Annotated in this window: 10 protein-coding genes; 5 read left to right on the forward strand and 5 right to left on the reverse strand. The window is 57.2% G+C overall.

From position 1 onward, the window contains the following. The first annotated feature begins 71 nt into the window (after positions 1 to 71). Genes HMPREF9241_RS00380 through HMPREF9241_RS00390 form a run of 3 tightly spaced genes read left to right on the forward strand, consistent with a single transcriptional unit; the run spans position 72 to position 5715 of the window. Complete coding sequence (locus HMPREF9241_RS00380) at positions 72 to 2750, forward strand: MMPL family transporter (RefSeq protein WP_006680280.1); 2679 nt, start codon at positions 72 to 74, stop codon at positions 2748 to 2750. After that, on the forward strand, positions 2747 to 5182 hold the full coding sequence (locus HMPREF9241_RS00385; protein ID WP_006680281.1) for a YhgE/Pip domain-containing protein: 2436 nt from the start codon (positions 2747 to 2749) through the stop codon (positions 5180 to 5182). The genes HMPREF9241_RS00380 and HMPREF9241_RS00385 overlap by 4 nt, the downstream gene beginning before the upstream one ends. Positions 5183 to 5211: 29 nt before the next feature. Further along, positions 5212 to 5715: an RNA-binding S4 domain-containing protein gene (locus HMPREF9241_RS00390; RefSeq protein WP_006680282.1), complete on the forward strand. Its 504-nt coding sequence runs from the start codon at positions 5212 to 5214 to the stop codon at positions 5713 to 5715. Positions 5716 to 5792: 77 nt separating this feature from the next. On the opposite strand, the gene HMPREF9241_RS00395 is transcribed toward HMPREF9241_RS00390, so the two are convergent. The 4 genes from HMPREF9241_RS00395 to HMPREF9241_RS00410 all read right to left on the reverse strand — a co-directional run bounded on the left by HMPREF9241_RS00395 (position 5793) and on the right by HMPREF9241_RS00410 (position 10599). After that, positions 5793 to 8516: an ABC transporter permease gene (locus HMPREF9241_RS00395; protein ID WP_006680283.1), complete on the reverse strand. Its 2724-nt coding sequence runs from the start codon at positions 8514 to 8516 to the stop codon at positions 5793 to 5795. After that, complete coding sequence (locus HMPREF9241_RS00400) at positions 8513 to 9226, reverse strand: ABC transporter ATP-binding protein (RefSeq protein WP_006680284.1); 714 nt, start codon at positions 9224 to 9226, stop codon at positions 8513 to 8515. The genes HMPREF9241_RS00395 and HMPREF9241_RS00400 overlap by 4 nt, the downstream gene beginning before the upstream one ends. Continuing rightward, complete coding sequence (locus HMPREF9241_RS00405; protein ID WP_006680285.1) at positions 9223 to 9819, reverse strand: PadR family transcriptional regulator; 597 nt, start codon at positions 9817 to 9819, stop codon at positions 9223 to 9225. The genes HMPREF9241_RS00400 and HMPREF9241_RS00405 overlap by 4 nt, the downstream gene beginning before the upstream one ends. A 123-nt stretch (positions 9820 to 9942) precedes the next feature. After that, the gene (locus HMPREF9241_RS00410; RefSeq protein WP_040318325.1) at positions 9943 to 10599 is read right to left on the reverse strand and encodes a hypothetical protein; all 657 of its coding nucleotides are present in this window, start codon (positions 10597 to 10599) and stop codon (positions 9943 to 9945) included. Between the two features lie 205 nt (positions 10600 to 10804). Here HMPREF9241_RS00410 and HMPREF9241_RS00415 point away from each other — a divergent pair, with 205 nt between their 5' ends. Then, entirely contained in the window at positions 10805 to 11650 is an 846-nt protein-coding gene (locus HMPREF9241_RS00415; protein WP_006680287.1) for an aldo/keto reductase, read from the forward strand. A gap of 9 nt (positions 11651 to 11659) precedes the next feature. On the opposite strand, the gene HMPREF9241_RS09675 is transcribed toward HMPREF9241_RS00415, so the two are convergent. Beyond that, positions 11660 to 11782, reverse strand: a complete 123-nt coding sequence (locus HMPREF9241_RS09675) for a hypothetical protein (RefSeq protein ID WP_006680288.1) — start codon at positions 11780 to 11782, stop codon at positions 11660 to 11662. 47 nt (positions 11783 to 11829) lie between these two features. Between HMPREF9241_RS09675 and HMPREF9241_RS00420 the strand changes: the two genes are divergently transcribed. Continuing rightward, positions 11830 to 12240: an ACT domain-containing protein gene (locus tag HMPREF9241_RS00420; protein ID WP_040318393.1), complete on the forward strand. Its 411-nt coding sequence runs from the start codon at positions 11830 to 11832 to the stop codon at positions 12238 to 12240. The last annotated feature ends 32 nt before the right edge of the window (positions 12241 to 12272 follow it).

The raw sequence follows: 12272 nt of genomic DNA on the forward strand, positions 1-12272 counted from the left end.
TTTCAATACATTTGTGAATCGGATACGCTTTTGTATCGAAACATTGATGCGATTCATCGAAAGGACCAAACGTGTCCTCCCTTCTTCACCGCGTAGGCCGCTGGTGCGCAGACCATGCGAAGCGGACGCTTGCCATCTGGGCAGCTCTTCTTACTGTGCTCGCTATTGCCGTTGGATTACTCGGCATTAATCTGTCGGGCGCTTTCAAGATCGCCGAAGCTGAGTCGATGACCGGCTTGGAGATCCTGGCCGAGCGACTCCCCCAGGCTGCGGGCACATCCGAACAGGTACTTTTCACCGCGTCGGACTCGAATATCACCGCTCACAAGAAAGCAATCGATGAGTTCGTCGACAAGGCCGGCGATATCGACGGTGTCGCGCTGGTCTCCGACCCGTTTGATTCTGAGCGTTCCACGATCACCGACAACGGGAAGAACGCGCTTGTTCAGATTCAAGCAGACACGTCGGTGGGGTCGCTCGCGGGCGGTGAAAATGCGAAGGCTCACGACGTTTCAGCCGCCCTTGATGAATTAGCATCATCCGTCCACGATTCCGATTCCGCGCTTACGGTCCAGCTGGGAGGCAATATCGGCAAGACGGTCGATATTGCCTTATCCGCGACCGAACTGGTCGGCGTTTTGATCGCAGCGATCGTCCTGCTCGTCACCTTCGGGTCACTACTGACCGCGGGCGCACCGATCCTTTCAGCGTTCATCGGTGTGGGTGTCGGCATGGCCTCGCTTCTTGTTGGCGCAACGTTTATTCAGATCAATTCGGTGACCCCGGTCCTCGCGGTCATGATCGGTTTGGCTGTGGGCATTGACTACGCGCTATTCATCATTTCGCGCGCTCGCGAGTATCTCGCCAAAGGGATCGAGGCTCACGAGGCCGCGGCTCGCGCAAACGCGACCGCGGGGTCGGCAGTGGTGTTCGCTGGTGGCACGGTGATCGTTGCACTTACTGGCTTGGGTGTTGCTGGTATCCCGTTCTTGACGGTGATGGGCGTCTCCTCAGCGATTGTTGTTGGCATTGCGGTTCTGGTTGCTTTGACCGCTGTTCCGGCTCTGCTTGCTCTTCTTGGCCAGCGCGCAACTCCAAAGAAGCGCACCCGTAAGGCCGTAGCGAACAATAGTAAGCCCGCAAAGAAGCACCGTTCCTTTGCTGCACGTTGGATCGACACAATCACGAAGATTCCCGCTTTGACGGTCCTTGTCGTCATTACGATTCTTGGTATCGCAACGATTCCAGCAACCGGTATGCGCTTAGGGCTCACTGACAACGGATACGAAGCCAAAGATACGCAGTTGCGTCAGACCTACGATGCGATCACACAAGCCTACGGTGACGGATACAACTCCCCCATTGTTGTCATCGCGGATATTTCCCAAACGGCTCAGCCACTCGAAGTGACGGACGCTCTCGCCGATCGCCTCTCGTCCCTAGACGGCGTCGACCGAATCGCACTGGCAACACCGAACCAGGATGCAACGATCGCATTCGTCCAGATCCTTCCGGAAAAGGGCCAGACCGATCCGAAAACTCACGCGCTTGTTCGAACCATTCGCGATGACGCATCCCAGATTGAAACCGACCTTGGGATCCGTGACATCATGGTGACGGGCCAAACCGCAGTCGCCATCGACATTGCCAGCCAACTCAATGCCGCGCTTGTTCCCTTCGGCATTGTTGTTGTCGGGCTCTCGATCATTCTGCTGATGATTGTCTTCCGCTCAATCGCTGTCCCACTGACAGCAACTCTCGGCTATCTGCTGAGCCTCGGCACAGCATTCGGCGCAGTCGGCCTTGTCTTCGGATGGGGCTACTTCGCTGACTTCATCCACGTGACCAAAGTGGGCGTCGTCATCTCGTTCCTCCCCGTGATCGTCATGGGTGTCCTCTTCGGCTTAGCAATGGACTACGAGGTTTTCCTTGTCTCGCGTATGCGTGAAGAATGGATCCACTCCCGCGACGCCAAGCGAGCTGTTCGACGCGGCTTCATCGGATCATCCACGGTCGTCACAGCAGCGGCCGTCATCATGACCGGCGTCTTCGCGGCGTTCATCCCACACGGGAACGTCTACATCAAGCCCATCGCTGTCGCCCTGACCGCCGGCATCGCAACAGACGCTTTCGTCGTACGCATGACCCTGATCCCCGCACTCATGGCGCTCCTCGGCAAGCGCGCATGGTGGATGCCCGCATGGCTTGACCGCATGCTCCCCGTTGTCGACGTCGAAGGCGAGGGGCTTGCCCGCTCGCTCGAACACGCCGACTGGGTAAAAGCACACGGCGAATCCTCCCTCAGGATGGAAGGAGTTCGCGTCCAAGAAGGAAGCGACGTCGTATTCAGCGGATTCACCCTTGTTTTGAAACCCGGAGAACTCGGCATCGTCAGAAGCGACGACACCCTAGCGCGTCACGCGCTCGCAACCATCATCAGCGCACGTCTTCGTCCAACACGGGGAATCATCGTCGTCGGCGATCGCGTCCTCCCAGACGGGACCGCATTCGTCCAACGTCAAACCCTTTCACTGCATAACCACGATGACGCTGTTCCTACACACACCAGGATCGTGATCGTTGACGATCCGGGAACCAGGCGGTGGAAACGTATCGACGAATTGATCGCCGCAGGTAAGACCGTGGTTGTCACCGGCAAGCGCGGCCTCGTCGTCCCTGAAAATCTCACCCCAGCAGCCGACGTTGAACTGGGTGCGAGCACCACCACCTCAAAGGAGAATGTTCGATGAAACGCCACTGGATGCTTCTGACTCTGATCCTTCTGCTCCCCACTCTGCTGGGACTGACCACCCTACTCGGCGTCAATGCGGGCACGGCAAACGCCAGCCAGATCAGTGCTGCCATCGTGAACAACGACGAAATTGCGACGCTGGATGATGGGACACAGGTGCCCGGTGGCCGACAAATCATTGCGGCCCTGACCAAGGATGACGTCAACGGCGAGCAATCACTGAACTGGTCGGTTGTTACCGAAGAGACCGCAGCCTCTGGTCTTCATGACGGCACCTACGATGCTGTCGTCACGATCCCCAAGGACTTCTCACAGTCTCTGGTCGACATTTTGGTGAACAATTCTGGCGATGTTCCACAACTGAACCTCGAAGTTGCGGACGGTTCAAGCGATGCATTTGGCACCTTGTCGAATGCGCTTGCTCACAGTGCCGCATCGGAATTCGGTACGACGCTCACTGTCAAATACCTGACGCAATCCCTTGAAGCCACGGGGACAATTGCCGATAAGATCGGCCAGGCCGCCGACGGAGCGCGCCAAGTTGCTGACGGACAAGTCAGCGCGACTAACGGAGCGCGTCAGCTGGCTGACGGCACATCGACACTGGCAAGTGGAAGTGGCCAGCTTGCCGACGGGACACGCTCTCTAGCAAATGGGGCTTCTACGCTCAGTTCCGGAGTTGCTCAGCTCACCTCGGGGAGCTCATCCCTGGCAGACGGAGCGCGCACGTTGGACAACGGGTTGAGCGCTCTCAACGACGGCTCAACCACGCTCGCTTCCGGAGCCTCCTCCTTGGCCATGGGCATCGATTCTCTTAAGAGCGGCTCAACTTCCCTGAGCGACGGCGCCTCCTCTTTGGCAGGAGCAGTCGCGAAGTACACAGGCGGAGCCGCCCAACTCTACGCCGGCATGACTCAGTCTCTTGATGGGACCTCGCCATCATTGCAGACGGGCGCACAACAGGTCGCAGCCGGCCTTACCCAGCTGGATCAGCAGTTGGGCACCCTCGACACTACTGCTCTCAACGCTCTGCCCGGTCAGCTGAGTGCAGCAAGCAACGGAGCAAGCACCATCAAGACCAACGCAGACGCGCTACCCGCACTCATTAGCGCCTGCCAGGCAGGAAGCGCTGTAGCATGCACGGGGGCAACCCAATACGCGCAAGGCATTTCTGCCGGTGCCGAACAGCTGGCAACTCAACTCAGCCAAGGAGCAACCGTGGCGCAAAACTCGGTGGACTCCACGGGCACACAGCTCCAGGCATTGAAAGCCGGAGTGAGCACGCTGAGCGCAGGCGCCACCAGGGTCTCCGGCGGTATTGACACCGTCGTGGCAAACATGGGCCAGCTGGCTGGGAAAAACTCTTCCGACCTGAACTCCGCTGCTTCGCAGGTGGCAGCCGGGGCGACGAAGCTCGACCACGGTGTCAGCCAGCTGAGCACGGGAGCCCATCAGGTAGCTAGCGGATCATCAACACTGTCGAGTTCCCTTGCCCAGGCCCATAGCGGATCATCTGCTCTATCTTCCGGAGCTTCAACGCTCGCCGACGGTGCATTAGAGGCGAATAGTGGCGCCTCCCAACTATCCTCCGGAGCCTCCACTCTGGCGTCGAAGACCGGCGAATTGGTCAGCGGAGCCCAAACGCTGAACTCCGGTGCCAACCAGTTGGTTGACGGCCTGAATCAGCTGAGCGACGGTTCCACCACGCTCGCCGACGGACTCCAGTTAGCCACCGATCAGATCCCCACACACTCGAAGGCAGAAGCGGCCTCGTCCGCGAAGGCACTGGCCACTCCGATCGACGTCACCTCCACTTCTGGTAAGCAGGATACGACGACATCGTGGTCTCCCACCGCAGCGGTTCTTGCCCTGTGGCTGGCGACAATGGTGGGGGCACTCGCGTTCGGCGCGCTCAATTCCAAGCGCGTTGATTCGGCGGCCACCCCCGCTGCACTCGCGTTCAATGCCCTTTGGCCGAACCTGATCGTGTCCGGTGTTTCCGCAGCTATCCTTGGTGGCGCACTGCGTATTGCCGGAGCCATGACAACTCGCCCCGTCGCAACATTCGTCATTCTTGTGGTAAGTGCGCTGACGCTCGCAATCGTTCAGCAAGCACTGATCGCAGCGTTTGGTCAGCGCGTAGGACTGGCAATCTCCGTTGTTTTATTCGCCTTCCAAGCAGTGTTGCTCGTCGGCATTTTCGCCGGCCAGCCGACCAGCGGATTCATTGGTGGCTTGCGAGGCGCGATGATCCTTCCTGCGGTTGAAGGAACGCTACGAGCGCTTGTTTTGGGAGTCGGTGCGACGAACCTTGGGCACACCGTAGGTCTGTTGATCGCATGGTCGCTTCTTGCTTTCATCGTTTCGATCGGTGCTGTTGCGAAGCGTCGCCAAACCTCCGTGAGCGAACTGCGAGCACGCCTCGCCTAGCTCCCTCGGCAACCGTCTACGATTGCCGTATGACTAGTACACCGGGCACCTCGGGCGAATCCCCGTCGACCTCTACCACCGAGCAGAAGGCCGTCGAGATTCCCCGAGGCGCTTTGGCACCCGGAGACTCGGTTCGCGTCGATACGTGGCTCTGGGCTATCCGCAAGGTCAAGTCGCGGTCGCAAGCAACCTCTGCGGCTCGCGCCGGACATGTGAAAGTCAACGGTGACAGCGCAAAAGCCGCTCAAAAAGTGAAGGTGGGCGACGAGGTCCGCCTACGAGTCGACGGTTTCGACCAGATACTGACGGTAACGAAACTGCTGGTCAAACGCGTTGGTGCCCCTCAAGCGCGCGTCTGCTACGAGGACCTCACTCCCCCTCGTCCCAGATTGTTCATCCCGGTTGCTCAGCGTGAACGTGGAACTGGTCGCCCGTCGAAGAAAGAGCGCCGAGAGTTGGATCGCCTACGCGGGCGTGACTCTCATGAACATGCGCGTCTCGACCATCATCTTTCCGATTTCGATTGGGATTGACGAGGCGTCACTGGGGGGGGATTACGCCGGGGCGCTGACTGTCCGGCTCAGTTCGAGCACCGCAGTCAGTAGGCGGCCTAGCTCACCGAAATCAGGGAGCCCGGCTTCTGCTGGCGCGAAGCAACAACGCCCGCAACGACAGTCGCCAAAATCGGAGAACCGAAGAACATCACGATCACCTGAAACCACGGGATCACAGGATGAAGGTTTGCAAGCTCAGGGAATACACCTGAACGAGCGATCGTCATGACCGTCAGCACCCCTGCAATCAAGCCGGACAGTATGGAAATAGGCAAGCAGAGCAATGCGAGTCCCATGCCCTGGTAGGCGGTAACGCGCGAACGGAGAGTCCTAGACGCACCAATCGCTTCCAGCGTCTCGAAGTCGGGACGCATAGCGTTAGCCGAAAGAACGACAATCAAAGCGATCGTTCCGGTGGCGGAAAGCAATGCGATCAGCGTAGCGATGTAGGGCATGATGATGGTCGACAACGGAGGTTGAATGACCGTCACCGATGAACCGGGGGCGCTCGACTCAATTGCTGAAATAAATCCCGACATCGCCCAAACAGACACGGGCTTATCAACAATCAAAAGCTGTCCCAGTGGAAGGACGGGAACCTTCAACACTTCAGCAGCTTTGGGAGACAAGACGATCACGTTCAGCTTCGACCAGGTGATTGCTTGAATCTGGGCTTCGGACACCGTGGTGGGGTCAGGAACCGTGTTCGAGCCTTGCGTAGCTGCCTCAACCGTGTCGCTCATATCTAGAGCACGAAGTGTCGCTTGGCCCGATTCAGAAATGTACGAGCCCTTCGGCATAATCGCGCCACCGGAGTTCAGGGTCGTTACGGCCTTCACCATCTCGTCACCGGAAATCAGGTTGGAGGCGGAGAGGAAAGTGCCATCGTCCACGATGTACGCCAAATCCAATTCCGCGAGCGAGGGAACATGGTCGTTCATTGACTCTGTGGATGACTCGTCAGGGGAGATCGTTTCGATCACGATGGAGGGGCCACAATGAGTGGATTCCCATTTCAGCCCTGACAACGTGGTGGCGCTCGATACCGAGCGACGATCCGTCACAGCTGCAGCGGCAGAATCGTGAATCACTCGCGCCTGAGAAACCATATCCGTGACATCGGCGTCCGACACGAAGACGCTTCCTTTCGGCCCCAGGTGCGCGTGCGCATTCCACGCGGCTTCGTTCGCGCTTGTCAGAGTGATCAGAAGCGCTGTGGCCAGTAGCGCGGTGGTCATCAACGAGGCCATTGCTGGAAGCGTCCGCTGGCCGTTCCTGACCGCGTCACGAACCGCAAGACGCAAACCCAGCGAAGGAGGGCGTCGGCCGCGCCAGTCATATGCAACAAAGTAAGGAGCGGTTCCGATAATTCCACTGATCAGCAGGGCTAGGCCGAAAGCAAGAATCCCCAGAGCCCCCGCCATCGCTGCCCACATCAAAAGCGGGATAGCAAGGACAAGAAGAAGCGGGTAGAACGGGATCTTCCGAACAAGACGCGACGGCGCACGAGTATGCCCAGAGAACAGCGTGGTCGCATCCGTGTCCGCAAGGTCACGAGACGGCGCGTAACAGGCGATCAGACACACCACAATCGGTGAAATGAAGGAGAAGACTAGAGCTTCCCAAGGAATCATCGACAGACTTAAACCTTGAGTCTGGACGAAGGTACCAAGGACGATCCCCACCCCTGCAAGGGACAGGAATGCCGACAGGACACCCAGTACCAGTCCCAGCGACATCATCAGACGAATCAGGTGAAAACGTGTCGCGCCAACGGCAAGCATCGTAATCGCGCTGGGGATACCGTTCGTTTGAGCGACCGCGAATAGCGGTGAGACGAACAGGATCAGCTCGATGAAAACCAGAAGAACACCGATAACAATGATGAATGGAAGCCATGCCTGAGCCGATGAAAATTCCGTGGATTGCGGAGGCGGAGCGTTCTGAGGGGGATGTGCCAGAACAGCACGAGAGATAACAGCGAAGCCTGAATGATTGAGCAGCTGCACGTCGTCCCACGTCACAGGGGATTCACTCAAGATGTAGTAGTGAGCAGAGGTTCCTTGAAGTTCACTCGGCGATCTCGATGCAAAAGTTCCAAGACCTACAACAATGCTTCGTTCCTGATCCGCCACTTGGTCAATCATGACCGTCGCAGTAATTGATGGCTTCATGCTCGTGCTTGATACTGAAACATGAATCGTGTCCCCCACGCCCACGTTCAGTTCTGTAGCAACGTCTAAAGCAAGAACAGCATGCCCATTTTCAAGCCTCGGAGTCTGTTCATCCTTCTCAGCAAAAATATCCAACGACGAAGTCTCTGTGGCTGTCGTAACTAATGCAGAGCGTAAACCGTCTTCAGTTGACACATTGACCGACGGGAAAGATAGCGTTGTGACCATCACAGCATCGCTGGGGAGCCACCGATTCAGTTGAAACTCATCGACAGACGATGAATCCACGGACGCAGAAGTCACATCACCCGCTGGTTCACCCAAATAATCCTGTTCGATCGGATTAAAGCTGACGCGTGTAATTCGCGCTTGAGTCGAATCATTCGGCCCTAAGTTCTGTATCGCCAAATAGCGTGATGATGACATCATCGACCAGAGAGTGATCGACGAAATAACCAGCACGATCGGTAGCGAAACGATCAGTAACGACGTCAGGGTACGCCATCGATCACGGATCGTTGCGCGCCTCGATATCCGCAATACAATCTTCCAAGTATTAGCACGTGCGCGAATTCCGTGGCTCAATCCGGATCCGCCTTCGCTCATAGAAGATCCTCAATCCGATCTGACGAAGAGGTATCAGTCATCTTCCCATCACGAAGGAAAACTGTACGGTCAGCCCACGCGGCAAAACGGGCCTCGTGAGTCGCCAGGATTCCTGCAGCGCCCGCATCAATCTGTTGACGCAAAGCAAGCATAATCTGTTCACCCGAGTGAGAATCGAGGGAACCGGTGGGCTCGTCAGCCATGATAATCGAGCGACGACCAACCAGAGCGCGGGCAATTGCAACCTGTTGTTGCTCACGACCATTCAGGCCATCCGGGAACTTTTCAGCAAGGTCAAGAGCTCCCACTTCCTCGAGGGCAAAAAGTGCAGCATCGCGTGCTTTCGAGGAAGAAAAACCATCCAGTTCAAGTGGCATTTCAACGTTTTCCACCGCAGTCAGGGTGGGAAGTAGATTTGAATCGCGGAACACGTATCCGATTGACTTACGGCGAACCATCGCACATTCCACAGACGACATATCTGCAAAGGACTCGCCGTGAATGTAAACCTTGCCCGACGTTGGGCGCTCTAGTCCTCCAGCGATGGCAAGCAGTGTGGATTTACCAGAGCCCGAAGGTCCCATGATGGCAAGAAGCTCGCCAGGCTCAACCTGTAGGTTGATCCCAGCGAGCACCTGAACCTTCGTATTGCCGGTACCGTATTCGTGAAAGATATCGACAAGAGCAACCGGATGGGAGTTCAAACTCATCGCACGCCGGTAGCAACGTTCTTCGAAGACTTCTGACGTTCCTGACGTTTGAAGCGAGCGAATGCTGCGCGACGAGCGACCTCGGAAACGGCACCGGACTCAATGTGATCCAGCCAGTTCAGTTCCGCTTCGAGGTCGAAGATATGACGCTCAAGAATCAGCTTCCATGCGAGTTCTTCATCCGAGGCAAGCGACTTCAGACGCGTAACATCACGCAGTGCCCTCAGCGAGGAACGACGCTGGGTCTGAATGAGTGCCGTGACATCAACACTGGGGTCAGTTGCTGCGACGGCAAGCTTCATGACGAGCTCATCGCGTTCCGGGCTCTGACGCGAAACCGGGGTCTTCCACCAGTCGTTGAGGATCTCGCGACCCTTTTCGGTGACCTCGAAGACTTCAGAGTCCCGCCCAGCGTTTGTTTCCTGGCGCGAAGAGACAGAACCATCGCGTTCAAGGCGTTGCATCGTCTGATAAGCCTGACCGATATTCAACGGCCAAGCTTCGCAAGTCTGATCCTCAAACATCTGCTTGAGGCGGTACACACCAGCAGGCCGCTGAGAGACGAGCGCGAGGAGCGCTTTGCGTACTGACATTGACGACTCCAGACTTTCCGACTACCTACGTCTATCCACTCTTACAAAGGACTAAGTTTATAACTGAGGAGTCTAGTTTAATCAACACTTCATTGCTTTTACGAAATGCAATTATTCATAGGTTCATGGTTCAACAGAAGCGAGGATCACACTCCAAGTCCCATACCTCTGTCGCAAAGTGGCAACAGAAGCAACATCGTCCCTGCCCGTCGCACGTTGCCGCTTCGACCATTTCCTGTACCCCTGAAGTGTCGGTTCGATCTGATTACGCTCACATTCGGCAATGAATTCGCGCAGAACAACGGCCATTGATTCGGAAGTAAACCTGCCAGATCCGCGGGCCCGGCCTCGCGAATTCGCGCGGAACCCAAGACGAGCGGTAGCCCGACTCCACGATCCTCCCCCAAGGCGAGCTGAAATTGTCTGCGACGACGGTGGCCAGAGCAACGCGCCTTTCGAGGACGCTAAATTCCAGCGCTTCAGCAGCGCATCGCGTTCACGATTGCACTGCGACACGGACAGTGGACGCAGTTCATGGCGCTCCATCGCCCATTTGGCAGCCTCGATCAGCAAGACCGCTTCATCCACTTGCTCATCGCTGAGCGGGACCTTGCGCGCGACGGGAGCCAAAAGATCACGAAGAGCCGAATCTTTCCCCGGGATCTCATCACCGAGGCTGGACCGCGAGTTCAATGCCAGCAGAAGCCAAAGACCAGCTTCAATCTGCTCTTCAGTAAACGCGGCGGTACGTTTGTGTACTTTCGGGGTTTCTTCAGCCATACCCCTCACTTTAAACAGGACGCACGCCACTGTGAACTGCCACCCACTGCCCCATTGAGATAGAGCGCCTACGACACGTAAAATACAGGCTTTTCAGGCACCTGAAATTCTATTGGAAGTAGTGACGCATACTCTTCGCACTCGCGTGGCGACATCTACGTGGCAGAACGTGGGAAGATGAAAGTACCCGACGAAGCGAGGAACCATGCCCACCCCAACCATCCCAACGCTCACACTGCCAACCGGAGCGCCTATTCCGCAGTTCGGTTTTGGCACGTACAAAGTGACTGAGGGCGTCTATGAAGCGGTGTCAAACGCGCTGGAGCTGGGGTATCGGCACATTGATACGGCTCAGATGTACGGCAATGAGCCAGAGGTTGGGCGTGCGATCGCAGATTCTAAGATCCCGCGCGAGGAACTGTTCATCACGTCGAAGTTGAACAACACAAACCATGAGCCTGACGTTGCGCGCGCAACTTTCGCTCAGACTTTGGAGGATCTGCGTACTGACTACGTGGATTTGTTCCTCATCCACTGGCCTTTACCCACGCTGTACGACGGAAATGTTGCCCTGCCGTGGAGTGCGCTGGAAGAGTTCTACGCTGATGGTCGTGCGCGTGCGATCGGCCTGTCGAACTACGAAATCGCGCATATCCAGGCGGTTCTCGACGTGGCGACGGTGGCTCCGCATGTTCTGCAGGTGGAGGCTCACCCCTTCCTCCCCAACAACGAGTTGCGCCAGTTCGCGCGCGATCACTCCATGGTGGTGGAAGCCTGGTCTCCGTTGGCACGAGGCCGCGCCCCCTTTGACGAAACCTTGGCCATGATTGGTGCGCGGATCGGGGTCAGCGCCGCTCAGGTAGCTCTGCGGTGGGCGTTGCAACGCGGAGACGTGATCTTCCCGAAGTCGGTGACACCATCGCGTCAGGCGCAGAACCTCGATGTCTTTTCCTTCACGTTGTCGGACGAGGACATGAGAGCCATCGACGCCCTAGACGAGGGCGAGGCAGGGCGCACCGGTTCGAACCCGAATACGATGAATAGGCTCTGACTAGCACTTTTACCGGCTCTTCTTCTTCAGCCCCCACCGCGCTTGTTCACCGTCAGCACGGGCGATCGCGTGCGAATAGAAGAAGGAAGCGAGCGCGAAACGGTCCATGAAACGCTCAAGGATGTCCAGCATGAGACGACGCCTTTTACTCACCCGTGCTGAGCGATAGCATCTACGTCATGACTGAAACCCATGCTCTCGACCAAATTCTTGCCACGCTGGATCCGACAAACGCCGGCGAATACGTTTTCGCCATCGTTGACGAGGTCCCAGCAGGCACCCACCCCTTCGCCGTCATTCGTGATGAGGACAAGCTGACCGCTGTTCTTCCCGTTGACGAAGCCGAAGCGGCCGGTCTTCCGACCGAAAAGCGCTACGCTCACATCTTCCTCGGCCTGCAGGCTGACCTTGATTCGATCGGTATTACCGCGACAATCGCACAGATCCTGTCGGCTCGTTCGATTGCAGCGAACCCGATCGCCTGCGCTCGTCACGACCACTTCTTCGTCCAGGCAGATCGTGCGCAGGAAGCTGCCGCTCTGATCGCTGATCTGGGTAAGAACGCTCGCGGATGGCTACCGAACGCCTGACGTTCACGTAGCATGTGCGCCATTTAATGTCG

Source organism: Schaalia turicensis ACS-279-V-Col4 (genome assembly GCF_000296505.1).
Taxonomy (GTDB): Bacteria; Actinomycetota; Actinomycetes; order Actinomycetales; family Actinomycetaceae; genus Pauljensenia; species Pauljensenia turicensis_A.

What these genes read in the sequence shown, in the direction of transcription:
- HMPREF9241_RS00385 (WP_006680281.1), top strand. Translation starts at nt 2,747, where the DNA reads ATGAAACGCCACTGGATGCTTCTGACTCTGATCCTTCTGCTCCCCACT.
- HMPREF9241_RS00390 (WP_006680282.1), top strand. Translation starts at nt 5,212, where the DNA reads ATGACTAGTACACCGGGCACCTCGGGCGAATCCCCGTCGACCTCTACC.
- HMPREF9241_RS00395 (WP_006680283.1), bottom strand. Translation starts at nt 8,516, where the DNA reads ATGAGCGAAGGCGGATCCGGATTGAGCCACGGAATTCGCGCACGTGCT.
- HMPREF9241_RS00400 (WP_006680284.1), bottom strand. Translation starts at nt 9,226, where the DNA reads ATGAGTTTGAACTCCCATCCGGTTGCTCTTGTCGATATCTTTCACGAA.
- HMPREF9241_RS00405 (WP_006680285.1), bottom strand. Translation starts at nt 9,819, where the DNA reads ATGTCAGTACGCAAAGCGCTCCTCGCGCTCGTCTCTCAGCGGCCTGCT.
- HMPREF9241_RS00410 (WP_040318325.1), bottom strand. Translation starts at nt 10,599, where the DNA reads ATGGCTGAAGAAACCCCGAAAGTACACAAACGTACCGCCGCGTTTACT.
- HMPREF9241_RS00415 (WP_006680287.1), top strand. Translation starts at nt 10,805, where the DNA reads ATGCCCACCCCAACCATCCCAACGCTCACACTGCCAACCGGAGCGCCT.
- HMPREF9241_RS09675 (WP_006680288.1), bottom strand. Translation starts at nt 11,782, where the DNA reads ATGCTGGACATCCTTGAGCGTTTCATGGACCGTTTCGCGCTCGCTTCC.
- HMPREF9241_RS00420 (WP_040318393.1), top strand. Translation starts at nt 11,830, where the DNA reads ATGACTGAAACCCATGCTCTCGACCAAATTCTTGCCACGCTGGATCCG.